Source organism: Gemmatimonadota bacterium (genome assembly GCA_016719105.1).
GTDB lineage: Bacteria > Gemmatimonadota > Gemmatimonadetes > Gemmatimonadales > Gemmatimonadaceae > SCN-70-22.
On sequence record JADKAQ010000022.1, the window covers coordinates 146,365 to 171,049 of the forward strand.

A 24,685-nucleotide genomic window follows, 5' to 3' on the forward strand; every position below is an offset into this window, starting at 1 on the left:
TCCGCAAGGGGAGGGGGGAGATGATCGGGAGGGCCACATGAAGACTCCACGTCGCCGCGCCTCGCGCGGCCGCTCCGTCCGACGCCCGGCGCCTCCCCTGTCGCCCGACATGGACGAGCTGCTCTCCCTACTGATCGAGGTGCGTGGGACCCCCGAAGCGCTCGGAGTCTGGCGCGAGATCCGCGAGCCGATGGAGCACGGCATGTCGTGGCGCGACGTGGAGCCGGTGATGCGGATGATCCAGGCCTTGAGCGACGCCGGCCTGTTCTCGGGCGACGAGCGCTTCTTCCTGCTGGCGAGCGTTGGAGAGTCGGTGCTGCCGACGCGGGCCCGCGAGGATCCGCGCTTCGACGAGGTCGAGCGCGCCATGGACGCGGTGCGCGCAGCGCACGGTCTCACCGACGAGGAGGAGTGGTTTCTCGACGAGTCACCGGCGGAGTATCAGGCGCTCGCCGGCGAGTGGGACCGTATTGCCGACACGCAGATGGCGGCATGGTTCGCGTCGCTAGGCGAGCGCGAGATGGCGTGGCTGGTGTTGCACAACACGTTGGAGTTCGAAGCGCGCTATGAGGAGGGGCGTGTGGAGTTGAGGGGGGAGGACCTCGAATGACCGCACCGATCGATTCCGACGCGCCCTACTCCCCATGCACCCGACAAAAGAACGCCGCGAGATCAATCACGAGCGGATCCGCTTCGCGAACCGGTTGCCAGGCGATCGAGTCCGTCAGCGTCTCGGGGGTCTCCTCGCCCGGGCGCCAGCGCTCGATGTATCGATTGGCGGCGTCCACGATCCAGTACTCCGGTATCCCCTCAGACTGGTACACTCGCCGCTTGACGTGATGGTCGGCGCGGGCGGTTGAGGGGGAGAGGATCTCCACCGCCAGCACGAGCCGTCCGACGTCTTCGAAGCGCGAGGGGGGGCGACCTTGGACCGTGGGGACGACGAACACGTCAGGCTCTACCACGCGCCGTGGGGAGAAGGTCACGTCGGCGGGGGCAATCATGCACTGGAGCCCATGCCGCTCCGCATAGGCCTTGAGGGTGACCGCGAGCTCGAGGGCTGCATTCTGGTGCCGCCACGTCGGCGCCGGCGTCACCAGCAACTCTCCGTCCACCACCTCGTATCGGTTGCCGTCGTCCGGCAGCGCGTTGCGCTCCTCGGCCGTCCAGTCGCGGCGGGAGGTATCCGGAACGATCGGCGAAGACGCAGGCATGGCCATAGCGTACGCTCGGCGCAGTTAGGGGGGCAAGGGGGCTTGAGGCAAGCGCTCGCGGTACTCCCGACTGGCCGGACCACCTGCTGAACGTGTCGCAGGAAGCTCAATGCCGCGGATCGCCGGCTCGCGGCGAGGCGGTCCCGATCGATGCCGCGTCAGCCGTCCTCGAGCTTGCGGCCGAGTTGCCGAGCCTGGCCGATGACTCCGACCAACCCCTCGCGAATGTCGGGCACCACTTCGTCGAGCGGAGGTGCCTCGATTCGGTTGCGACTCACGAACGCCTGCCACTGCGCGCGCTTCGCCGGATCGTTCACGAACGCGTCAGCCAAGCCAGCGGGCACTTCGCCGGGCACCGCCGTCCTTCGCCGCTCGAAGGTCGCCGCGATCGCGCTCGCCAACGTTCGGCCATTCATGGCTTGTTCGCGAAGCAGCGCCCACACATCGAAGTAGTCCTTCATTCGACTGTTGCGCGTCCCAAGCATCACCATGGCGTGAAGCTTCTCCGCGACCACCGTCTCGCGCGGGTACGCACGCAGCCTGGGCCGTGGTGCATCGAGAAGGCTCGGATAATCGAGCCACTGCGGCGCCGGCGTGATGGCGTCACCAATGCCGATGTCGACCTGGATGACGAGTCGCGCGGCGCCGAGTCGCGCCTGCAGCGTAATGCGTCGCCCACCGTACGTGTCCTCGTCGCGGATCGGTGACAGCGCGACCGACGCCGGAAGGAAGGTCACGGCGTCGGGCGTAGCCTCCACGTCGCAGATCTCCTGGAAAATCGCCAGCAGCGCTTCGTCGGACAGATCGCCGAAGCCCAACAGGTCGGCATCCCTCGTGGGGCGAAGTGTCTCGCCGAGCCAGGCGAGGATCAGCAACGCGCCCTTGAGCACGAAGCGTTCGCCGTAGGGCGAACGTGACAGCCGATAGAGGAACCGTTCGACCGCGTATCGCGTCAGTGCGAGGTTCGGATCGACTCCGATCGCCTTCGCGTGGCGCGCGAGCCGTGCCTGCACCGAGCGAGCGAGGCCATCGCGCACCGCCGTCATGCCGTGAGCGCCTCGAGGTACGGGCGCATCACCCGCTGCACTCGGCAGATCGCGGCAAATCGGTCGAGGTCATCCATCGTGAACCGCCGCATCCGCCACGCCTCGCGCAACGCCTCCAGTGCCACGTCGAGGCCGATCTTGTTCCGGTACTTGAAGCAATCGGCGATCGTCTTCGCCACGCCGTAGACGCTCACTGTCCTCCCCTCGATCGTACGACGCTCCACCCCTTCGGTGAGCGCCGGTCCGGTGAATCGTACGATGCGCAGCGGGGGATAACGCAAGGCCGGCTTCCATGCGCGGCGATCGAGCGCCATCCAGACCTCGGACGGCAACTGCGTGCCGATCCCGTGGAACTGGAGGGCGGAGAGCAGGCAGATGACCCCGTGCGGAACCGTCGCCGAGGCGACGGCGAGGGCGTGGTGCTCGGTCACCATCTTCGAGGGCTGCCGATAGAGGTCGCGAGCCGCGCGCTCGATTTCCCCTTCCGCCACGAGCCTGGTGAGCACCTGGCGGTGGATGCCGAGTTCGGCGAGTTCGCCGGGCGTCACACCCTGTTTTCGGCGGGAGAGCTTGAGCGTGCGGGTGCGGTCGGTATCGCGGGTCATGTGGCGAACGCTAGGCACTTCTTCATAAGTGTCAAGGTTTTGCCACTGTCCCGGCCGCATCGTGGTGGAGAACTCGGTCAGGATTCCCGGCCCTGCCTGCTCACAGGTTCTCCCCGTGCACCTGCCGGAAGTACGCCGAGAGTTCGATCACCAGCGGCGGCACGTCGGTCACGGGCTGCCACGCGAGCGAGTCGACCAGCACCTCCGGCGTTTCGTCGCCCGGGCGCCAGCGCTCGACGAAGCGATTGGCGGTGTCGACGATCCAGTAGTCGGGGACGCCATTGGCGAGATACGCAGCTCGCTTGACGAAACGGTCGGCGCGCGCCGAGGAGGGGGAGAGGATCTCCACTGCCAGCATCAACCGTCCCGCTTCGCGGAAGTCACGCGGCAGGGCGCCGTCGTCGCGACGCGGGACCACGAAGACGTCGGGTTCCACCACCGTCCGGCGGGAGAACGCCACATCGGCGGGGGCGATGAGGCAGAAGAGGCCGAGTGGCTCAGCGTACGAACTGATCAGCCGATACAGCTCTCCCGCCGCCCGTTGGTGCGTCCACGTTGGCGCCGGCGTCACCAGCAGCTCTCCGTCGACGATCTCGTACCGGTTGCCGTCGTCAGGAAGGAGGGCGAGTTCCTCGGCCGTCCAGTCGCGACGCGAACGATCTGGGGTGATCGACAAAGGCGCGGGCATGGCCATAGCGTACGCTCGGCGCAGTTAGGGAGGCAAGGGGGCATGCGCCACGATCGTACCGGGTCGATGGCGCGACGTTACCATTCCGCCGCTTGGCGTGCCGAACGGTTGCTGGACGTCGCCGGCCGGCGGTGGCGCCTACTCTCCGTGCACCTGCCGGAAGTAGGCCGGAAGATCGATCACCAACTGTTCTGCGTCTTCCCTGGGTAACCACGCGAGAGACTCTGTCACGATCTCGGGCGACTCATCCTCGGGGCGCCAGCGCTCCACGAAGCGATCGGAGGTGTCGACGATCCAGTACTCCGGGACGCCCTCCGACTGATAGAACCGTCGCTTCACGTAGCGGTCGGCGCGCGCGGAGGCGGGGGAGACGACTTCAACAGCGAGCACGAGGCGTCCCACATCCTCGAAACGCGACGCCGGCCTCCCGTCGATCAGCGGGATGACGAACAGGTCGGGTTCGACGACCGTACGTGGCGAGAAGGTGACGTCGGCGGGGGCGACAAAGCACTCGATACCGAGGCGATCGCAATACGGCGCAAGTAGTTGCGCGAGCCGCAGGGCGGCGCGCTGGTGCCGGAACGTCGGCGCCGGCGTCACCAGCAGCTCTCCGTCCACCACCTCGTATCGGTTGCCGTCGTCGGGAAGTGAGTTGCGCTCCTCGACCGTCCAGTCGCGGCGGGAGATGTCCGGAACGATCGGCGGGGGCGCGGGCATGGCCATAGCGTACGCTCGGCACAGTTAGGGAGGCAAGGGGGCATGCGCCAAGCTCGCGCGGGGCTCGCGGCTGGCTGGCATCAATCCATTGCGGGTGGTATCGAATCAGTGGGCCGCCTTCGTTCGTACCAGGTCGTACCCTGAACCAACCTGCGCTCACGCCTTCGACTTGCGCGGCCGCCCCCCCTTGGCGCCGTTCGCCCTCGCGGCCCGCGCCTTGGCCTTGCTGGTGACCTGCCCCGCCAGGCGGGCCAGCTCCTGCAAACGCTGGCGTCGCCCGACCGAATCGAGCAGGAGGCCCGACACGCTCAGGTCGACGTCGAGCGCGTCCCACCGGAGCGCCGTCCCCCCGGGGCTGACCTCCACATCCGCCAGCTGCGACGGCGTCGCGTCAGCGAGCGCGGCGACGCGCGACACAGGGAAGCCGAAGAGACAGCCGTTGCTGAGCTCCACCAGCACGCGCGTCGCCCGGCGGTCATAGCGCGCCGACAGGGCGCGCAGCCCCAGCGCTCGCTCGCGCGCGTCGCGCGCGCGGGCTGCGCGGATCTCCTCAGCGATCGTGATACGAGGGTCCATGGAGCTGGCTCCAGCAGTCGTGCAAGTACTCCAGATGTGATTCGACGATCGCCACTGCGCGCCGTACGTCGTGGTCCCGCATGCCGAATACCGATCGGATGATCCCGCGCTGCTGCCGGCTCCCGAGTTCGATCACCACCTCGCCATCGACATGCCTCACGTGCACGTGCGGTGGTGCGTGCTCGCGGGGTGGGAGGAAGATGACCATCCGAAAGCCGGCGACGCGCAGGACCGTGGGCAATTGGACAATAACCGAGCGGATGGGTTTTCGCCATCGCCATTCGACGATGCTCCAAGCTGATCGGATGCCCCTGCCAGGACGGTACCATTCGATTGCGGTGCGTATCGAATGGAGGGAGCCGCCCTCTCGTGCGCGTGTCGATCGTGCCTGCCATTTCCGGTCCTTCAAGGAGTCACCTTCAAGAGGTCAGAACCCTTGAACTCGATCTTGCACCGGCGCGCCGTGAGCCTCGCATCACGATATCGCCGCCCAAGAATGCCCAGGCGCAGCTCGTCGCCCTGGAGGATGCCCTCCATCAGTCGCAGGTCATGCCTGCTCCACGAGACAACCAGCCGATCCTCCTCCTCGGCGCGATCGACGAGGCACTCGACGAGTTGCCGGTGATCGGCGAGTGCGGCGTGCTCCGCCCGGCGCTTCTTGTGGCAGGGGGCGAACAGCGGCTCGACGATGCCTGCCGCGAGCGTGCGATTCACCAGGTAGCCGAGCAGTGTGGGAGGACGGTCCTTGGAGCCTTCGTAGTCGACGTACAGGGCGCGCTGCGCGTCCATCGTGCCGAGCAGCGGGGCGCGCCGGCCCTCCGCCGAGGGGGCGCTAATGGTGGATGATGCCGTCATGGAAGTACCCTCCAGGTGAAGAGAGTTGACGCTCGTGTGGTGATCGCCCATCGCACGCGTGTGCTACCAGTTGAAAAGCGTCTGCTTCCCCGTGCGTCGATCGTAGGCGTGCTGCAACGAGCGCTTTCGATCCACCGTGTCGAGGCGGCGTTCGCGCATCCGGTGCAGCAGTGCCGCGAGCTGTTCGCGCGAGCCCCGTACCAGGTCGCGCACGACGGCAGGTTGCCGATCGAGCAGCGCCAGGCCGCGCTGCAGCAGCTGTGCGGCCGCGTCGAACCGTCGCGCGTCCGCCAGGGTGATCGCCCGCTCCCGCAGCGCCGCCAAGCGCAGATCCAGCCACGTCGCCCGCACCGCCGAGTTGGGGCGCCGCACCCCGTTCCAGGCGATGGCAAAGCGCAGCGACACCGGCGTCACCCCGTCCGGGGCCACGCCCGTGGCCTCGCACGCCGCCAGCTGCAGCGGCGCGTCGGCGGACCCCCGCGGGAGCGTGAACTCCAGCACCACTGTCCGCTCCGCCACCGCCGACAGCTCCCCCACCATGATGGAGTGCCCGCGCGACGCGTCGTCGGCGTCCACGCGCCCACCCCCCGTGAGCCCGCCCCACACGCCGGTGAGCGGCGCGTCGGGCGCCACGCATAACGCCACGCGCAACGCACTCACGCTCCGCATGGCCCGCAGCTCCTCCACCAGCACCTCGGCCACACGGTCGGGGCCCTGCATGTACCAGGTGTTGCCGTCACCGGCGTCCGCCATCGCCCGCAGGAGGTCCTCGTCGTAGCCGTCGCCGAAGCCCATCGTCGTCGTCGAGATCCCGCGCTGCGCCGCGTCGCGGCACATCGCAGCCAGCGCGGTCGGCGACGTCTCACCGACGTTCGCATGCCCGTCGGTCATGAGGACGATACGGCGCAGCGGGAGCACCTGTTCGACGCTCGCCGATTCATGGGGTGCCAGCGTCAGCACCGAGCGCCCGCGTCGCCACCCGTCCGCGAGCGCCGTCGTTCCGCCCGTGTCGATCGCCCGAATCGCCCGTTGGCACGGGAGCAGCGTCCCATCACCAATCGGCGCCAGCGCGAAGTCGACACGCACCTCGCTGTCGAAGGTGACGACTGCCGCGCGACTCCCCTGGGGGAGGCGAGCGACGAGGGCGCTCGCCGCGTCACGCACCGCCTCGATCGGCTCACCGGCCATCGACCCCGACCGGTCGAGCACCAGCGCCAGGTCGACCGGGCGCTCGCCCTCGCCAGCACCTGTACCGCGCAGCGTGACCGCGGCACGGATACGCGTGTCGCCCGTGCGGAGTGTCGTCGTGTCGAACGCCACCGTGCAGGCGATCCCCGCGTGGTCGTCCCGCGCCGATGCGGTGCATGGCGGCGTGGCCGCGTCGGGGATGTCGTCGTGCTCCTCCGCGTCGTCGAACATGTCGTCGAACAGGTCATCGAACGCGGCACCATCCGTCGGGTGTGACGTGCCGCCTGACGCGTGTTCGCGTGGGTCGCTTGCAGTCGCGTCCATCGCATGGCGTTCGCCGACGATGGCCAGCGATCGTGCGAGGTCGAGCGTCACCACGCGATCGCGGAAGAGGGCGGCGCCGAGGATCCACCCGTCAGGGGCAATCATCGCCAGGGCTGCGCGCAGTAGTGGTGGGAGGACCGCTACCTCCAGCGTCAGTGAGACTCCCATCGCCTCGATCTCGACCTTGTGGACTTCGACCGCGAAGCGCCCGAAGCCCGGGAGGAAGTCCTCGTCGTGCCGGACTGGGCGCAGCCCGTGCACGTACTCCGGCGGGCAGTACGAGAGCGCTGCCCCGGTGTCGAGCACCGCCTCGGCGCATCCTGTCTCGGTGTCGAGCGGGATGAGGGGGACGCCGAGCGGTGACATGCGGAGCGGGACCTTGATGCCGCGCCCGACACGGCGCGTGGCGCCCCAGGTGATGGTGCGGGCCGGCCAGTCGACCGTGACCGGCGTGCGGGCCAGTTCTGCGCAGCCAATGAGGCGCTCGACACGGACCCCGAGTTCATCGCTCACGATCGAGGGGGCCCGCATGGTGATGGGGACGCCGGTGTCGAGCAGGTCGAAGGCCTCGCCGCGGCGGACGAGGAGGTGGTCCCGGATGAGGTGGAGTGGTTCGGTGTGCGGAGTGGGGTGCGGCATGGTGGCCTCGCGAGCGTTGAGATGGGCGATAGGGGGCCGAAGGAGCTCGGCGGCGGGCTTCGCGGCGAGGGAGTCGGCGAGGAGGAGCGGTGCCGAATTCGCGACGCGAGGGGCCCTATCTCAAGAAGGCGCGCGTGGGTGGGTGCGCGTACACGCATGCGCGTGCGCGCCGGTACATGCGCGTGGGCGCGCGTAGGCCAGCGTGCGCGCCCACGCGCGACTGCCTACCGCGCTGCCGGGAGCAGCTCCGTCGTGATCTCGCGGATGAGCCGCCCCTTCTCGTCCATCAGGTAGATGTGCGCCGTCGCCGCCGCGTCATCTCCGCGTGGTTTGTCGAGCGAGACCGACACCAGCGACGGTTCGAGCTTGTAGGCGGCGCCGCCGATGAAGTCGATGGCGAAGCCGATCACCCACCCTACCACCAGGTTGCCCCACACCCAGCCGTTGAGGCTCTTGGTGATCGCGACGTTCTCGTTCTGGTAGCCGGGGGCGCGGACCTCGATCTGGTATTCGTTCTTGCGCGGCAGGCGCACCGACTGGTTGCCGGTGCCGCTCGACATCTCGATGCCGCTGGACGACTTGACGACGAACGACGCGTCGGAGGGGGTGGTCTGGAGGTTGACGTTCTGGGAGGTGCCGCCGCCGAGGATGGAGGCGCAGGCGGAGAGGAGGAGGGTGGTGCAGAGGGTGACGGTGGTGCGGACATTCTGTCTCATTGCCATCGACTCCTGCTGGGGGAGAGTGTTGCGGTAGCAGGGTCGATTGTAGGAGCCCCCTCTGACAGCGGAGGCGTGGAGTCAACACAGGGAGACGCGGAATGCGGGATCGCGTCTGCTAAGACGACTGCAGCTCACGCTCACAGCAGGAGACCGTACGGAACGTCGCTGCCCATCGCTCACTCCTAGGGCTTGACCACCACTCCCGCCGACTCGTACGCGGCAAGCACCTCGTGCGAGAAGCACGCGAAGACCACTCGTTCCACATCGCCTCGCGTCAGCGCGGCGCTGGCCTCGGCCACAGCGATATCGGTGGCCTGTTGCAGCGGGTAACCAAAGATGCCGGCGGAAATCGCGGGGAACGCGATGCTCTTGATGCCGTGGGTGCGGGCGAGCGAGAAGGCGGCTCGATAGGCACTTGCGAGAAGCGCAGGTTCACCGTGACTGCCGCCCTTCCAGCGAGGGCCGACGGCGTGGATGACGTACTTCGCCGGCAGCAGAAAGCCTGCCGTTAGCCGGGCTTCTCCTTCGGGACACGGTGCCTCGTGGGCGCAGGCCGTTGCTAGCTGCGAACCCGCGGTGGCATGAATCGCACCGCAGACACCCCCGCCTGGCGCAAGCGACGAGTTGGCGGCGTTGACGATCGCGTCGACGGATAGTGTGGTGATGTCAGAAATGATCGCGGTGCAATAACCACGACGCGTGCCTTCGGCGCTCAGTTCCGACAGCTTCATGAGAAGCGCCATGACCACGCGCGCGGTGCCCCGCGATAGCCCTCCATCCCTTCGCGCTCGCGAATGCTCTGCATCGCATCCATCAGTTGGTAGGCGACGCTTCCATCATCTCCGATTGTCAGATCGATGACGTCGAGGTCGAGGATGAATTGGCGCTGACCGCCGGAGCGAGCGGCGATGTACGCGTCGTAGGCGGCCGTCCAATCGGGATCGTCGGCCCAGTATCGGGGGCTCATGATCTCTGTACTTGCACGGGCTTGGGCGTCAGCTTCTGTGAAGTTTGAACATCATCGAAGCATCGCGGCGCTTCCGCCAATGACGAGGCGAACACGTCTGACAAGCTTCGCGCGAACTGGCCAACTGCATCGAACACTTCTTGGTCACTTCGCGGCGTTGCGGGCAGGCGCGGCCCTCAGCGTCCCAACACTCCGTCGAAGTCGAATCTCGATTCTCCTTCGCTCCTGTACATCCGTGCGATCACGCCAGTCGGCATCGTCACCATTCGGCAAGGTGAGGTTCGCTCCGCTGAGTGCCCTGAACTTCAGGTGCTTCAGCTCCGTTCTTGTCCGGAGCTGGCGCCGAACTGCCCAGGCCCGCATGAGCCCGAGATCGGCATTGCTGCCGGCAAGGGCTCGACCCAGAAAGTCCGTGTCAGCCATGCTAGCTGTGTCGAGTCCCGACTTGCGATTGACCGGTTGCCCGTCGGTGTGACCGACCACCTCAACCACGTCGCACTGGTACCGTTCCGCCGCTTCAAGGATCGCGGGAGCCACAAGGCGGTCCAATGCATCCTGAAACGATTCGGAAAGATCCGCGCTCCCAGCGTCAAACGTGTATCCATCCCCCTCCGTGAGCGCGATGATCGGTGGCTGATCCACGGTGGGCGTGGTCGACGGTGCGGGCAGATTGGGCGCTTGCGACTGGACTCCGGCCAAGGCGACCACGATCCATGGCACGACCATCAGCAGCGCCACGGTTGTGTTCTTGAGGTATAGTGCAGACTGACGGTCCACGCTGGCTACTTCCTGAAGATGTCATTCGATAAGAGTTCCACGATCGAAACATGTAGCGCGTTGAGGTCTTCGACGACCTTTTTCGCTTCGCGAAATCCTTGCGTTGTTTGTGCTGCGCCGTTCGCCGCGTCGTTAGCGGCCTTCGCCATGCGACTGGCAGAGGCGGCGGTTTCGTTGAGCCGATCCACGAGAGTCAACGAAGTCTGCGAAACTGATGCGATCGCCGACTTGGTTTCCTTCGAGAGTTGTCGAAACGTCTCCTTGGACTCGGTGGCGGACGACTCCAGATGTTTCAATACCTCCTCGATTGCGCCGGAGAGTACCTTCCACCGCACGGCCTGCTGCTGCATTGCGCCGATCTCGGCGTTGAGCGCCCGTTCTCGTTCTTCGTACAGGTGTTTGAGAGACGCCTGCGCGCTTCCAGCATCAACTGCGAGCTGCTGCAAGAAGGAGCTCTCTCGCGTTCCGGAAACGACGCCCTGTGTCTCCAGATACTGACCGGCAGCAACGCCGACGAAGTGTGGAATGATCGCCGCGCCCATGGGCGCCAGCGCTGTGAACAGTAGCTCGGACGAGTCGACACCACCGCGAACTGTCACAGCAGCAAAAGCCACCGTCACTCCCAGCGCCACAAGCGTGTGGAGGAAACCAGCCGTATAGAGCCACCCCGTTGCCCCGCGTCGATCCGGCCCCTCGAGACTGCGTACGACCGTGGTCATCCACAGTAGATGCACTACACTCGCGGCATCGTAGCCGAGCGCGAGCGATCGAATGTTCAGCCCAACCGCCCCTCCCATGCCGGACAGAGCCACCATCGCAAAGAGGAACAACGCCGCACCGACGCAGCCAACGAGAAAGAGCCTTCGCAAGAATTCCATTTCACGCTAGGCAGATTGTGTCTTGGTCCATAAACGACGAAGCGCTGTGTAGGCCTCGTTGATCTCCATTGTGCGTCGCTCGGCTTCTGCGCGGCGCTCGGGCGGATGGCGATCGGGGTGCCACTGGCTGATTAGTTTGCGCCACGTCCGCGCCGCGAGTTCTTCTGATGAATCCGGAGATAGCTCTAGCACGCTGGGTGCACGAAACGAGCTCTTCCAACGATGCTTCGTCAGTGGAAGATTCTTCTCCGTGCGCTGCCGACTCAGCAAGCTGCGCGAGCATCTCGAATGCATGAATGGCCTCATTCGGATCATCTCGAATACCACGGTCGAGATCGAGCTCAAGTGAATCCCGCGTGGACGCGAAGTCCTCCGCTAGATCGCGGGTGCTCTCATTCTTCGTCAGTTCCTCAAGCGAATCAACAAGTCTCGTGAGCGCTGAATTGTATCGGATCTCGATGTCCCGATAGGCGAAGCAGTCTTCGCATAGCTCTGCAATCTCCTCTACGCCGAGCCGACGCCAAGTGACACAGCGTCGAAGCACGTCGGTGCGATGCTCTAGAAAAACCCGCCAGCCGAGTCTGCAGTCCTTGGTCATCCGGAGGGCCTGGCTCAGCATTGCCATCGAGTCGAGCAACTCGGATGCTGCGTCGAAGTCCGCTCGCAGAGCGTCTAGGAACGGACGGAGAGGAAGCCCACTGCCGATCGACGTTTGCTCAGCCGCTACGAGCAGCTCACATACCTCGCGTAGCCGATCCGCAGCATCCGCGTGAGTCTCCGAAGAGGGGCTGAGCAGAGCCACGACATCAATTCCGAAGTCGCGGCAGAAGTCAGCGAACGCAAAAGGAGCGTCCCACTCCAGTAGCCGCTCTGCAAGCGGCCAAGGGATGACACGTATTCCGTAGTGCGAAAGGACAGTCGCTGCGGCCCTGATCTGAAGGCGTTTCGCCACCGCGGGCACGCCGGTCACACGAGGGTACCGAAAGCGCGTGTCCGGTTCGATCCGTGTCGGCGCCACGGCTGCAGCAAGTCCCGACGAGATCGGAATCGATGGGACCCGTGGGCCGTCATCGTCCTCGGCGCGATCTGCTGCCCGCGCTTGCCCCTCGTTGCCAGGCTGGCCGCCGGCCAACGGGGTGGGTTGCCCAGGAGTCGCCTCGCGAGCTCGCAGCCCGGCCGCGCCCCTCGGTGTAACAAGAGCGCCTCGAAGATCAATCGCGCGAACCTCTGTAGCGCTCGCCTGAGCGTTGAGAACAAATGAGCGTTCCGCTAACGCGCGGGAGAGTTCCCGACCGACGGGAGGAGGTTCGCCGCTCGGGTGATGCCCGCGCCGAGTTCCTTGTTTCCGACGATCTCCGCGAGAGTGTCACGCGATGCGAGTTGTTTGAGGAAGCCGTGGTCCGCGTCGACGGTACCAACTGCGATAATCTCGACACCTTCTTTCTTGAGAAGGTCTGCTCGATCGAGCGTTGCCTGACGGATATCGTGGTCTGGGTACCCGTCTGTGGCGATCACGATCGCACGGACGTCCCGACGCTCTGTCAACTCGGATGACGCGACCTCAAGAGCGCGGAACATGTTCGTCGAACCTTCGATCGCGAGCAGTTGCGTGGCGCGATTGAAGTCTGCCTGATCTCGTGTGCAGGACATTCGAAGTTCAGCGTCCGAGCTGAAGCTGACCAACCCCACCACGTATCCTTTACCAAACGCTTCCGCGGCAAATCGGGAAGCGCCGTCTTTGGCTTGTGCGAGCTTGTTCGATCCCAGCATGCTGCCGGAGCAGTCGATGGCAATCACGACGCGCCCCTGCTTCTTGCGGCCGAGCCCGTATTCCTTGAGCAGGTCCATCGAATGCTGGCGACGGTCCAGTGCGTTGCCACTCGCCTCTGTCGCTCTCTGGATGGCGCGAGGGCCGTCGAGCAGCTTCGGCCGTTTCCTTTCCTGATCCATGTGCAACTCCCTCACGGTTCTGCCGAAGCGGGTCATGCTGATGTGATCCCGGCAAGCGTCGATGCCCTCGCTCTCGGCTTCGATCAAGAACTTGTAGCAATACCGCCGAATTCGCCAAGGATGTCGCACATACGCTACAGGCCGTGTCTTCGTCGGATAGACAAGAGTCACCGCAGCTTCTCGGCCCACGACGAGCAGTGCCGCCAGGATCTGCGAAGTCCAAAAGCGACCTAAGTCATTCGCTGACAGTGTCTTCACACCCGTGGCGTGGGAGTCGCTTGTGCTCGACGCAGGTGCCTCTTTTCAGCCTTCCAGAGTTCGACGCCGCGGGTGGGGAAGCTGGTTGATGAGTCGACCACCGCGACGATGGTCCGGACCACGCCGCTAGGTCGGCGAAAGCCCCACCCGATGGACGTCTGCCCAACGTCTCGTTCCGCGCCACTTACTCATGATCTAAGCGCGATTCGCGCCACCCCTCTCGCAGCCCATCGCACGACCTAGCCAAGGTCGTGCTCCAGAATCTGCCAGAGCGGTCTGACAGCGGTGAGAATTCGCTGTTGCACGACAGTCATGTCGTCTCGAGCCGAAGTAGCAGCACTCGCCGAGCCAGCACTTCGCCCGACGCTCGTACCCCAAACCGCGCCCGCGCCATTCGCCCTAGCAACTCCTCAGGCACGCACTCGGCAAACTTGAGCTTGCGAACGCTGTCCGCCCTCCACGCGCCGCCACTGCGAGCCACTTCATCCCGTGCCGCCATCACCGCACCGCGAAGCGTGTCTGCCATCCACCCGTCTTCGCCCTCCCGCTGCACCGTGACTCCCAACGCATCCGCAGCGGTCCTCGCGCGAGCAACAGTCAACTCAGCGCCAACGGCCTGGTCGTAGCGATCGCCCGCGAACGTCCACCATCGCGCGCGTGTCCCACCAGCGTCGGAGATGAGCGTGGTCGTGTCGAGCCGCACCCACGAGTACTCATCCCGAAGTCTCAGCAACGTCTCGCGTGAACGACGCGAGAGGAACCGCTCCTCCAGTCCCTCCACGAGAACCTTTGCCACCGCCTGCGCCAACTCGAAGTGCATCGGCGGCCCATCGCCGATCCACCGCGACTTGCCGCGAATGCTCGAAGGCTCCACCCACGCCTTCTTGCCATCCGGAGAGAGGTGCGTCACGCGCCATCCGTGCCCAGCCAGCACGATGAACGCCGGCTCGTCGTCGCGATGACTCTGAAACGACAATGGGTGCACCTGCCCGATTTCGTGCACGCCGTGAAGGACGGTGACGAGCGGCGGGGTATTGAAGACGGAGAACAGCTCGAGAAAATGCCGCGCACCATACGCCCGCTCTCCCGCCGGCCCGATCCCGATGATCGGTCCGTCGGTGAACAGCACCCCCTGATCGAGGAGGTACGTGAGCACGGCATCGAGCTCGTCGAGCGATATCCCCGCCGTAGCGCACCATCGCGCGAGCCGCTGCCGCAGCGTGTGCCGGTCGGTTCCGCCGCCCTGCTGCAGCAGGCTCGCCAGAACCTGCTGCGCCAGGACCGGATAGGGGAGCCCCGGCGGCTGCACCGGCTCGACGAACCCGGCCGACCAGAGCGAGACGAGCGCGCAAGCCCGCAAGAGCGCTTCATCATCAGTCGCCAGAAACAGGCAGTTACGCCGTGTCCCAGCACGCCGCCCCGTCCGTCCCAGCCGTTGCAGGAAGCCGGCAACGGTGAGTGGCGCATCAATCTGATGACGCGATCGAGATCCCCGACGTCGATCCCCAGTTCGAGAGCGCTCGTCGCGACGATGACGCAGTCGCTCCCCTCGGCGAACGCACGCTCCGCCTGCCGCCGCTCGTCGACCCCGAGCGATGAGTGCGACACGAACGTCCGCACGCCGTGCGAACGCAGCAGCTGCGCCAACTCCTCGACCTGTCGCCGCGAATCGCAGAACACGAGCCGCTTCTCGCCGTGATGCAACCGGCTGATGACCGACGCTGCGTTCTCGAGAGAGCCGACGGCATCTATGATCACCTCGGCCTCGCTCGCCGGTGCGCTGGCCCCGCGTACGACTGTCTGTGGTTCGTCGCGCCTCGCAGTGAGCCAGGAGAGTAGCTCCTCCGGGTTCGAGAGCGTCGCCGACAGTGCGATGCGCTGGACGTGACCGTCCGCCAGCGCCGCAATGCGTTCTACGAGCGACAGCAGGTGCCAGCCGCGGTCATCGCCCGCGAAGGCGTGGACCTCGTCCACGATGACTGCACGAAGCCCCGCGAAGAGAGCGCGATGGTCCACGGCGCGCGATACGAGCATGACCTCGACGGACTCGGGCGTCGCCAGCAGGATGTCGGGGCGCTCGCGAAGGATGCGCTTTCGCTCGGACTGCTCCACATCGCCATGCCACACCGCGACGCTGCGTCCGACCATGCCGGCGAGCAGCGTCAGGCGCGACTCGAGGTTGTTGAGCAGTGCCTTGATGGGACAGAGGTACAGCGTAGACGGTTTGTCCCCATCCTTCCTGCAGCATGCGCGACAAGATCGGAAGGACGGCGGACTCGGTCTTCCCTCCGCCGTGGGCGCCTGAACGAGAACGTGCTCACCTCGCAGGATCGGGGCGATAGCCGCTTCCTGGTGAGGGCGCAGCGAACGCCACCCTAACGTGTTGACGACGTGGTGCTGCACCGCCGGATGCAGCTGCTCGAACGGACGAGCGCCTCCCGCCTGCGTTTCGCTCACGTGGACAGTTCGACGTCGTCGACGTTCGACGCGGGCCTCGCCTCACGCTCGGCGGGGGTGAGTTCACCGTCCGACAGCGTCAGCGCGTAGTCACGCCGCGGGTCGAAGTCCGTGAACTGGTCCACCCGGTCGAGAACGTCCCCGACAAGCTTCTTGAGGAAGATGCGAGGCGCCACGCCGACCTTGCCGCCGAGACCTCCGGCGATCGCATGTGCCAGCGCGGCGACGTAGGCATCATCCACGACGCCACGAATGCGGGCTGGATCTCCCGCTCCATCCGCGTACAAGTCGCGCACTCGGCGCCCTACCTCCTCGAGCCGTGTCTGGTCGAAGTTGCTCAATCGGATCTGCACCGCGCGCGGGTTGTCGAAGCGCGCATCCGTCGCGAAGTCGACGTGCAATCGCTGGGCAAGCGGTTGCAGGCGCTGCACTCCTTGGGGGCCGTCGTAGAATGCGGGCGTCCCCGTCACGAGCAGATACAGGCCGGGGAAGCGTCCGGCATCGACTTCGTCCATGAGCTGCCGCAGCGCGTTGAGCGCACGCTCGCGCACGTCGCCACGGACGCGCTGGATGGTCTCCACCTCATCGAGCACCAGCACCAGGCCCGCCTGACCGGCGTCGCGCAGCATAACGAGGAGCCCCTGCAGGAACGCCATCGCCCCCACATGGTCCAGCTCTCCCTTGAGTCCGGCCGCACGCTTGATGGACGCCGACACTGTCGGAGAACCACCGAGCCAGGCGAGCAGCCCCTGCGCGACCTCGTCGTCGCCGGCGAGGAGCGAACGGCGGTAACCGCGAAGGCAGGCTGCAAATGCCGGCGCGTGTCGCGTGACAGAGGCCAGGCGCTTCTCCATCAGCTCGGTGGTCGCCTCGACGAGCCGAGCCTCGTCACCGCTCGCCACGTCACCGCTCGCGAGCACCTCCTCCTCGAGCGCGTAGAACCAACCATCCACAACCGAGCGCAGGGCGCCGCCGCGCGTCAGTTGTAGTCAGGCGCTCGATGAGGCGGCGATACACCGCCTCCAACCGATGCAGTGGCGTATCGACCTCCGACACCTGCACCTCAGCAGTCGCGAACCCCTGGCGCAGCGCGAGTTCCTGCAACCACCGCGCAAAGAACGTCTTACCCGTGCCGTACTCTCCACGTACCGCCTTGAAGAGCCCGCGCCCGAGCTTCACCTGCGCCAGCTCCTCGCGCAGCGTGGGCTCGAAGCGATCGAGTCCGACCGCGAGCACATCGAGCGCGGTTGCTGGCACCGTGCCACGGCGCAATGCGTCGAGCATCTCCGCGCGACGCTGCGGGCTGAGGGAGGGAGTCGCTGTCATCGGATGGTGCTCACCCTCCCAACCCGAACTGCACTCGCAGCAGCTCACGATTGAGCGTCAGCGTTCCGGTGGACGCTTCTTCTTCCAGCACCGCGAACCCCTCGACGTTTAGCACCCGGCGTGCACCGGCAAAGACGCCACGCACGCGGAGCTCCGAGAGCGCAAGAGCGCTCGCCACAGCGGGACGCGACGCGCGCCCATTGTGGCGCTCCAGCGTTTCCAACAGTGCGCGCATCTGCTCGTCGCGCGGGGCAACACGCCCGGCCAGTTCGCGCTGCATCGCGAAGAGTGGCGACGCCAGCAGGAGCCCGATCCAGGGTGGTGCGACGGCCTCGCCGCGCGCCGTCGTCTCGACGCGAACCGGGGGCGTGAGTTCCCCGTCCTGCATCGCGGTCGTAGTCTGCCGCTGTCCCGCGTCCCTCCCTGTTTGCGAAACAGGAACGCCCGCAGTTTGCGACGATGCATTGCTCCACCACGGCGGCGCCGAGTCCAGCACCGGGCGCCATCCCGCGACGCCAAGCTCATCGCGCGAGAGCACCGCGATCGGCGCCACGACCTCCTGCGGCGTGGCACCACCATGATATCCGGTCTTCTTGCCGGTATATCGCAAGCTCTCCTCACGGCGAGAACGACGCTCTCCTGCCCGGTCGCCGCTCGCACGCGTGCGCGGAAGCGACCACCTCGCCATCGCTCGCTCCGCCAGCAGCAAGCGAACGCCAGCGCGCACTCTCTCCGCTCCTCGGCGACGAGGTGTCATGATCGAGCAAGTGCCCGTGATCGCTGAGGACGACGACCGCGCGCTCGGCGGCCGCCGCCTCCTGCAGCAACGCCTCCAGCAGTGGAATGGCCGTGACGGACCATCGCGGTGTCACCTGGTCCGAGCGATCGAGCCAGTCGTCGATGGCATTGATGACTGCCCCCACGACTCGCTGCTGGCGATCGCCGATGGCGGCACGCACCTCGGCGGCGAGTCCTTCCGACCCACCGAGGTCGCTCTTGTGAAAGAGCAAGGGACGACGGCCGGCGATGGCGCTGCGCGCAAGCGCATGATGCGCGGCGAAGTGCTGACGTTCGTGCGGCTGTGCGCCCGACATCGGTTCACCGGCAAAGAGCGACGTCCGAGAAAGCCGTGACGCTGGGGAGCATGGCGACGGCGACAGGAGCGGCTGGCGCCGCGTCAGGGCGCCACCACGTCCACCCGCGCCCCGCCAGCTCGGCGTGCAGCTGCCGCCATACCACCAGGTCCATGCCGTCCATCAGGAGCACCAACACCGCGCGGTTGTCGGCGATGGGTGCCACGACATTCTCGATCACGCGCTCCACGGGGAGCATCGCCGGTTCGGCGACCGGGTGTGCGTTCCACGCCACCAATCGCTCCGCGAAGCGCTGGTTCTCCACCTCGCGCACCGCGCGCGCTCGCTGCAATAGGGCGGCGTACGCAGTCGACAGCTCGCCGTCGGTATCACCGGCCATGAGCGCGACTCGGGCGGCATCGAACCAGCTCCCCGAGCGGACATGTCGGATGACATCGTCCGCGAAGGTGTCACCCCCACTAACCTCCGCCCTCTGCAAAGCACCGAGTGCGCGCACGAGCCGCGCCGCCATGGTCGCACGCTCGGCGCGGTCCCTCCCGCGTATCGCCTCGTGGTCCACGAAGCGACGCTGCGCCTCATCGATCGCGGCGCTGCTCCCTCCGTGGGAGAGCCACGTCCTGATCGCCCGGCCGAGGCGTCCCGCGCGCCGGGACGACCCCGCCGGCAGGATCGGGCTCAGTTCCGCCGCCGCCTCGGCGCGAAGTTCCTCGAGGAGCCACTCCGCACGTGCCGCCTCCGCGGCCGCGCGCTCGGCGGGCAGCTCGGACAATGCGCGGCGCGCGAGTGCGCTCCACTCTCGCGCCTGGGCCTCGCTCGGTGCCTGTCCCCCGACGAGCGGCTCGAGCCTTACGCGCGCCGCCGTCAGCACGTCGCGAATGGCGGGGTCGTCCACCTCCTGATCTGGCCAGAGCACTCCGCAGGCGAGTCCCAGCGCGAGCAGTTGATCACCACGCCCCGCCTCGATGGCAGCTGCCAGCAGCTTGCCGAGCGAGCCAGCCGTTTCGCCGAATCGCTCAGCGATGCCCCGGCGGACTTCGTCGGGAAGAGCGCTCCAACGCGCGACTGCACCTTCGCGCGAGCTCCACCGCAGCAGCGTGAGGGCATCCGGCGCGCCACCCGGCAACCCGAGGAGCACCACGAGCGCATGCAACCAGGCCGTGTCCAGGTCGAGCACCCCACTCGGCGCGGCCGGGTATCCGCCGGGGGGAGCGTGTTCGAGCAGGACGTCGGCTAGCCAGCCCATCCGCGCCACGCGTGGGTCCACACCATGCGCGCGGAACAGGTCCCTCAGCAGCTCCCACGATTCGAGCACAAAGACGCGCTGCCGGGCGATGCGCGCCAGCACATCCCACCCCAGCTCCTGCGTCTCCAACGGCGTGAGGATGACGAGGCGCGCATCGCCACCCGCGTCCTCGAACTCGACCAGCGCCTCCCGAACGGCCAGCACCGACGCGGCGCGCGCCACGCGCCAGCTGCGCGACCCCACGAGAAGCGACTCGCCACCAGTCCACCCCCCTCGCACCTGCACCGCGACCACGCGCGACTCGCTCTTCTTCTCCACCTGCGCCAGCAGAGTAGACAGGTGCGTCGGCCGCACCAGGAACGCCCCCGATGGTCGTGACGCTGGGGTCTGACGCACGCCAGTCGATGCCGACGTTGTCATGGGGACGTGCGCGGATAGATGCGCCAGGTGATTTCCACCTGGGAGTCACCGCTCGACGAGACGTCTTCCCTGATCTTCGCCAGCGCCGTTTCCAAGCGTGCGCCGTCAACCATGAGTTTCTTGGGCGGGCCTTCAGAAACCACGGGTGGTGGCGCGGGCGGCGAGTTCCGGTACTGCTCCTCGCGTCTGCGAAGCTCAGCTTCGCGCGCTGCCATCTCCTCCTCACGCTTCGCACGCTCCGCCGCTTCCTCTCGGCGCTTCGCCTCCAGCTCCTCGCGAAGTTTGGCCTGCGCCTGCTCCATGAGTCGCGCCGACTCCGTGATCAGTCGAACACCGCCCTCATTGAACTGCTCGACGGCGGGACGCAGCGCCACGACGTGCTCATCGCGCCGCAGCGCCTCTCGCAGCCCTTCCAGCAGCGCCTCGACGCGAGTGCCGAAGCTCTCGGTGGGGAGCGACTTGAGGTTCTGCACCAGCGACCACTGCACCAGGTCGACTGCCTGTGCGAGTGCGCTCGCGTGCGCGAGAACCTCACCCATCGCCGTCACCGTCGTGGGAACCGCGGCCTCGGCGAGCGCGCGAACAATTCCATCCGGCCTCTGTCCTTGAAGCGCCGTGAGCAGGTCACGAACCGCAATCGCGCTCGTACGACGCTCGCTCGAAGTAGCGTCGAGCGTTAGGCGGGTGAGGGCTGCATCGAGCCGCTGCGTGTACTGCACCACATCAGACTGCGCCGGGCGCGCCTTGGCCTCCACGTCTCGCGCCAGTATCGCAAGCGACTGCGCCGACCGAAGGCCCGGGACCGTCACTCCGCACAGCCCACCGGCACGCTGGATGGCGACCGACCACGCCTGCTCGTCAGGCAGCTGCTGCGTGCGGACCTCCAGCTCGTCCGGCAGCCTCTCGACAGCGCCTTCGACCGGCGTCTGGCTGCTATACAAGTGGAAGCTGCGATTGCTCTGCAGTGCCCACGTCAGGATGACGAGGTTCTGCGCTTCCCGCATCAATCCGCGTGCGCTCGGTTTGTCGATCCACTGCCGCACGCGCTGCACCGTCAACGGAGTCACGCCGTCGCGCGCGTCACACTGTGCGAAGTGAGTCTCCCACGATCGTTCCAACACGAAGTGCGCGTCTCCCATCTGCCCGAGACCAAGCGGCACCGCGATGCGGCGCATATCCGGGCGATCGCTCGCATCTACCTCCACACGCCCGTTCGGCTGTTGCGCCGCCTTCTGCACCCAGCTCCACACCTTCTTGAGAAGCGCCAGGCGAATCTCGGTCTCGAAGTTCGGGTGCGCGGGGTACTGCCAGGCCAACGCCTGTCCCACCACGTGGTCGAGCGCTTCCTTGAACGTCGCCCCAACCGGGGGTTGCAGCGTGAGCCCCGGGGCCAGCGAGTAGAAGTGCGTGTCCAGTCCGTGGGAATCGTCCACCTTCTCGCGAAACTGGTTCGTGACTACATACGCGGCGAGGAGCGCATTTTGCACGTTCGCCCGAACCGCCGTCCGCTGGTTGCTGAGCAGCTCGCGCGCCTGGGCGCGGTCCAGCGCCGACAGGTGCTGCGCGTGGGCGTCGAGTTGGTTGCCACTCAGGATGGAGTCGAGCACGACCAGCTTTCCCAGCTCGTCCTGCGCCGCCTGCGTGAGGAAGGAGGAGCCAGACGATCGAGTGCCCCTCCTGCCCGCGTGCCCGCGCCTGCTGCACGGCGGCCCGGTCGTTGAGCGGGGTCTGCCCCGGCTCGTCGAACGGATAGTCGATGACGAGGCGCCACCGGTCACCCTCGCTCGGGAGGAACTGCTCCGGCGCCATCGTGCGCACGTTCTTGAAGAGGATCTCCACCGTGCGAGTTGTCCCGCGCCACGCCACCCGCCGCTCGGGATTCAGGAAGGTGTCGGTGATGGGAATATCGGCCATCTCGAAGAGGAGCGCGCGTACCTTCTGTACGCGCGCTCCCGGCGTGTCGGCCGCCTGGGCGTTCTCCAGGATCACCTCGGTGTCGACCCCAACCAGGTGCAACGAGACCGTCGGACTCGCCCCCGTCTCGGAGAAGCGGATCTCCCCCACACGCCCGGCCCATCGGCGCAATTTCTCGAGCACGGTGCGCGCCTCCTGCCCCGGAATGCGCGAGCGCACTGTCCCATGGTTGAGCGCCGCCAGCTTCTGCGACGTCAGGCCGTCGAGTGACTCCACCCCCTCGGCCAGGGCGGCCAGGACCAGCGTCGCCATCAGTCGCTGATCGTTGCGGAAGAGCATTTCCGCGGCGTCGGCCGCCATGCCGCCGGCGATCGCGCCCGCCTTCTCTTCATCCAGCAACGGGAGGAGCTTCGTCCGCCACAGCTTGCGCGCCTGATCGAACTTCTCGCGAACCACCGCGCTGAACGGCTGTTCCGTCCCTTCGGCGATCACCCCCCAGAGTTCTCCGACCGGCATCACGTCGCCCAGCCGCAGCGAGTCGCGCTGGTTGGAGAGGAGCTGCACGAGGAGCTTGAGGGCCGTGCGTTCGCGCTGCAGCAGCGACGAGAGCGCGATGAGCGCCTGCACCAGGACTGGCGAGAACGGGTAGACCTGCTTGAACTGCTGCCGGTCCCCCTCTCGCGTGAGAAGGATGTTGAGCACCTCGCCGCGGATCTGCTCCGTCCTGGCGTGCGCTTCCTCGATCAGCGCTCGCGCCGAGTCGCTGACTGGGCGAAGGAGACGCTTCTCGATGATGGCCGGGAGGTTACGGTCTTCCAGCTTGATGGTTGCGAAGCGCCCTTCCCAGTACCGCAGCACGTCCTCGATGGCCTGCTGTTCGGCCCCCGCCAGGTGCTCGCCCACCAGTTGGCGCAGGTCACGCTGCCGGGCGAGGAACGAGACCACCGGGATCTCGCGTCGCATGTTGGCCGTCTCCACCAGCGCCACGAGCTTCTGCGCCTCGGTGGTGAGGAACGACGGGTTGGCGGCGTTGCTGGCCAGCCAGAGCATCACCTCGTCAAGAAAGAGGACGACGCCGTCGTAGCCTAGCGAGCGCGCGTGCTGCGTGAGGATCACCATCCCCTCGTCGAGCGGGACGTACCCCTCGTCGTGCGTGCTCGCCAGCCCGGCTGCCGAGGTGAAGAAGGTGTCGACAAGGTCGCCCACCAGACGTGACCGTTCTGAATCGCCCGGCGGCGCGTCCATCGCCGCCTCGAACGCGTCGGCATCCCACCCGCTTCCTAACGAGCCCCAGCCTGTTTGACCAGCAGAAGCTGCGCTGAGTTTGGCGAAGAAGGAGATGTCGCCCATGCTGCTGCGCAGATTGCGGGCATCGGCAAAGAGCTTGTCCCCGCGGTAGAAGCCCGGGGTGGCGCAGTCGGGGTGCCGCTGCCTCACATGCCGCGCGTACTGTCCCAGCACCGCCGACTCCAGCGACACCGCGTTGATCAGGTGCATCGGGACCACCAGCACCTTGCCCTCGCCGAGCCAGCCACGGTTGTCGGCGACGAGCGGGACCAGCTCCTGGATGGCGCGTGCCCTGGTGTTGCCGTCGAGCAGGAGCGACAGCACCGCCATGAAGTGCGACTTGCCCGATCCGAACGACCCGTGCAGGTACGCCCCGCGGCTCCCCCCCGCATCGAGCGCACCCTTGATCAACCCCAGCGCGTCCTTGAAGCACGAGACAAGCTGCGGCGTGACGACGTAGTCGCGAAGGGTCGTGTCAGCATGCCGCTCGTCCACGCCTTCCGTGAGCTTCAGGACGAAGTCGCCCTGATGGACCTGCGTGGGGATGGCGAAGACCTCGCCGATGGTCGGCGCTCCCTCACTCCCGGTCTGTGCGTGCGTCGGTGATGTCATCAGCTCACTCGGCCGGTTCGGCCGCATCATCATCGCCCTGGGTGTCTGCAGTCGTGGATCGTTTGGCGCGCTTCGTGGTCGAGCCCTTCCTCGCGGCCCGTGCCACACGAGGCGGCTCCCACGCGTCCAGCGCCGCGGCCGTGAGCCCCTGCGCGTGCAACTCCTCGCTGAGCCACGTGGCGTAGGCCTCCCCCGGCCTGTCGCCAAACTCGGCGTCCAGCTCATTGTGCCACTGGCGCAGCCAGGGCACCAGCTCGGCCATGCCGGCGAGCATCGGGACGACGCGCTCCCCGCTCCAGCCGTCGCGCTGAGTGCGGTCCGCGTACCACGCGGCGAGCGCCTGCACCTGCTGGAGGTGATTCCACCCCGCCCAGCCGAGGAGCGGGGCGTCGTCGCCGTCGCGATTGCAGAACGGGTAAGAGGACGAACCGTTCCTTTGGGCACGTCGAGGGCGCCGCGCATGCGCCAGAACTCGGCGCGCTGGAAGTCGGCCGAGCTGTACTTCGGTGGGCGCGGAATGGCACCGATCTCGGCGTCGCGCCGGGCCCTCTGGGCCACCGCGAGTCGCTTGGCCAGGCCATCGACGCTCTCGCCATCGAACGGGGCGGCGAACGCCGGGTCCTTCGCGACCTCGGCGTCGATCGCATCCTCGCGCCGTTGCAGCTCCCACGTGCGCTCCCAGATGCGCCGCTTCTCCAAGCCGTCCTCGGTGAAGCGGAGAGCGGGGAGGAACGGGACCGACTCGCCAAGGATGAGCTCGCGAATCACCGGTTCGAGCGCAGCGCCTTCGCCGGCGTCAAGCGCCAGTACCTGCTGAAGTTCGGGATCGAGCGCGGCTCGATCGGCGAGGTCGCGGGTGCTTCGGAACTCGACCGTTGGCCAGTATGCCGATGATTCAAGCCTGTCGAGCAACCAATTGGCCAGCGCCACC

General features: G+C 66.8%; 23 protein-coding genes and 2 pseudogenes. 1 reads left to right on the forward strand and 24 read right to left on the reverse strand.

Translation table 11 applies throughout. The features are described from left to right. Positions 1 to 37: 37 nt before the first annotated feature. Positions 38 to 610, forward strand: a complete 573-nt coding sequence (locus IPN47_20335) for a hypothetical protein (protein MBK9410349.1) — start codon at positions 38 to 40, stop codon at positions 608 to 610. A gap of 25 nt (positions 611 to 635) precedes the next feature. Here IPN47_20335 and IPN47_20340 read toward each other — a convergent pair whose 3' ends face one another. The 24 genes and pseudogenes from IPN47_20340 to IPN47_20455 form a co-directional block, all read right to left on the reverse strand. Continuing rightward, positions 636 to 1,214, reverse strand: a complete 579-nt coding sequence (locus IPN47_20340) for a Uma2 family endonuclease (protein ID MBK9410350.1) — start codon at positions 1,212 to 1,214, stop codon at positions 636 to 638. 158 nt (positions 1,215 to 1,372) lie between these two features. Beyond that, positions 1,373 to 2,251 carry a nucleotidyl transferase AbiEii/AbiGii toxin family protein gene (locus IPN47_20345; protein ID MBK9410351.1) on the reverse strand — a complete coding sequence of 293 codons (879 nt, stop codon included), beginning with the start codon at positions 2,249 to 2,251 and terminating at the stop codon, positions 1,373 to 1,375. Between the two features lie 5 nt (positions 2,252 to 2,256). Then, entirely contained in the window at positions 2,257 to 2,865 is a 609-nt protein-coding gene (locus tag IPN47_20350) for a type IV toxin-antitoxin system AbiEi family antitoxin domain-containing protein (GenBank protein MBK9410352.1), read from the reverse strand. 100 nt (positions 2,866 to 2,965) lie between these two features. Beyond that, on the reverse strand, positions 2,966 to 3,553 hold the full coding sequence (locus tag IPN47_20355) for a Uma2 family endonuclease (GenBank protein ID MBK9410353.1): 588 nt from the start codon (positions 3,551 to 3,553) through the stop codon (positions 2,966 to 2,968). A 138-nt stretch (positions 3,554 to 3,691) separates the two neighbouring features. Beyond that, positions 3,692 to 4,270 (reverse strand): Uma2 family endonuclease, encoded by a 579-nt coding sequence (locus IPN47_20360; GenBank protein ID MBK9410354.1) that lies wholly within the window; start codon positions 4,268 to 4,270, stop codon positions 3,692 to 3,694. A 156-nt stretch (positions 4,271 to 4,426) separates the two neighbouring features. Further along, entirely contained in the window at positions 4,427 to 4,846 is a 420-nt protein-coding gene (locus tag IPN47_20365) for a DUF2442 domain-containing protein (GenBank protein ID MBK9410355.1), read from the reverse strand. After that, positions 4,821 to 5,087, reverse strand: a complete 267-nt coding sequence (locus IPN47_20370) for a DUF4160 domain-containing protein (GenBank protein ID MBK9410356.1) — start codon at positions 5,085 to 5,087, stop codon at positions 4,821 to 4,823. The genes IPN47_20365 and IPN47_20370 overlap by 26 nt, the downstream gene beginning before the upstream one ends. 164 nt (positions 5,088 to 5,251) lie before the next feature. Further along, complete coding sequence (locus IPN47_20375; protein ID MBK9410357.1) at positions 5,252 to 5,752, reverse strand: hypothetical protein; 501 nt, start codon at positions 5,750 to 5,752, stop codon at positions 5,252 to 5,254. Between the two features lie 12 nt (positions 5,753 to 5,764). After that, on the reverse strand, positions 5,765 to 7,852 hold the full coding sequence (locus tag IPN47_20380) for a VWA domain-containing protein (GenBank protein MBK9410358.1): 2,088 nt from the start codon (positions 7,850 to 7,852) through the stop codon (positions 5,765 to 5,767). 224 nt (positions 7,853 to 8,076) lie between these two features. Continuing rightward, a complete protein-coding gene (locus IPN47_20385) occupies positions 8,077 to 8,568 on the reverse strand; it encodes a hypothetical protein (GenBank protein ID MBK9410359.1) in 492 nt (163 codons plus the stop codon). A 185-nt stretch (positions 8,569 to 8,753) separates the two neighbouring features. Continuing rightward, complete coding sequence (locus IPN47_20390; protein ID MBK9410360.1) at positions 8,754 to 9,302, reverse strand: macro domain-containing protein; 549 nt, start codon at positions 9,300 to 9,302, stop codon at positions 8,754 to 8,756. Then, positions 9,299 to 9,538 carry a hypothetical protein gene (locus tag IPN47_20395; protein ID MBK9410361.1) on the reverse strand — a complete coding sequence of 80 codons (240 nt, stop codon included), beginning with the start codon at positions 9,536 to 9,538 and terminating at the stop codon, positions 9,299 to 9,301. Before IPN47_20395 ends, IPN47_20390 begins: the two co-directional genes overlap by 4 nt. 144 nt (positions 9,539 to 9,682) lie before the next feature. Next, on the reverse strand, positions 9,683 to 10,276 hold the full coding sequence (locus IPN47_20400; protein ID MBK9410362.1) for a hypothetical protein: 594 nt from the start codon (positions 10,274 to 10,276) through the stop codon (positions 9,683 to 9,685). Positions 10,277 to 10,320: 44 nt separating this feature from the next. Further along, positions 10,321 to 11,193: a hypothetical protein gene (locus tag IPN47_20405; GenBank protein ID MBK9410363.1), complete on the reverse strand. Its 873-nt coding sequence runs from the start codon at positions 11,191 to 11,193 to the stop codon at positions 10,321 to 10,323. Between the two features lie 6 nt (positions 11,194 to 11,199). Next, a complete protein-coding gene (locus IPN47_20410; protein MBK9410364.1) occupies positions 11,200 to 11,385 on the reverse strand; it encodes a DnaJ domain-containing protein in 186 nt (61 codons plus the stop codon). 1,077 nt (positions 11,386 to 12,462) lie between these two features. After that, complete coding sequence (locus IPN47_20415; GenBank protein ID MBK9410365.1) at positions 12,463 to 13,230, reverse strand: VWA domain-containing protein; 768 nt, start codon at positions 13,228 to 13,230, stop codon at positions 12,463 to 12,465. A gap of 481 nt (positions 13,231 to 13,711) precedes the next feature. Then, a pseudogene (locus tag IPN47_20420) lies at positions 13,712 to 15,858 on the reverse strand (DEAD/DEAH box helicase). Then, positions 15,855 to 17,184, reverse strand: a pseudogene (gene brxD, locus IPN47_20425) (BREX system ATP-binding protein BrxD). Before brxD ends, IPN47_20420 begins: the two co-directional pseudogenes overlap by 4 nt. Positions 17,185 to 17,194: 10 nt before the next feature. Beyond that, the gene (locus tag IPN47_20430; GenBank protein MBK9410366.1) at positions 17,195 to 17,794 is read right to left on the reverse strand and encodes a hypothetical protein; all 600 of its coding nucleotides are present in this window, start codon (positions 17,792 to 17,794) and stop codon (positions 17,195 to 17,197) included. A 7-nt stretch (positions 17,795 to 17,801) separates the two neighbouring features. Beyond that, positions 17,802 to 18,278 carry a hypothetical protein gene (locus tag IPN47_20435; GenBank protein MBK9410367.1) on the reverse strand — a complete coding sequence of 159 codons (477 nt, stop codon included), beginning with the start codon at positions 18,276 to 18,278 and terminating at the stop codon, positions 17,802 to 17,804. A 4-nt stretch (positions 18,279 to 18,282) separates the two neighbouring features. Beyond that, on the reverse strand, positions 18,283 to 19,917 hold the full coding sequence (gene pglZ / locus IPN47_20440; GenBank protein MBK9410368.1) for a BREX-2 system phosphatase PglZ: 1,635 nt from the start codon (positions 19,915 to 19,917) through the stop codon (positions 18,283 to 18,285). 20 nt (positions 19,918 to 19,937) lie between these two features. Then, positions 19,938 to 21,008, reverse strand: coding sequence for a hypothetical protein (locus IPN47_20445; protein ID MBK9410369.1), 1,071 nt, complete (start codon positions 21,006 to 21,008; stop codon positions 19,938 to 19,940). A gap of 13 nt (positions 21,009 to 21,021) precedes the next feature. Then, positions 21,022 to 23,754: a hypothetical protein gene (locus IPN47_20450; protein ID MBK9410370.1), complete on the reverse strand. Its 2,733-nt coding sequence runs from the start codon at positions 23,752 to 23,754 to the stop codon at positions 21,022 to 21,024. Positions 23,755 to 23,758: 4 nt separating this feature from the next. After that, on the reverse strand, positions 23,759 to 24,100 hold the full coding sequence (locus tag IPN47_20455; GenBank protein ID MBK9410371.1) for a hypothetical protein: 342 nt from the start codon (positions 24,098 to 24,100) through the stop codon (positions 23,759 to 23,761). Between the last annotated feature and the right edge of the window lie 585 nt (positions 24,101 to 24,685).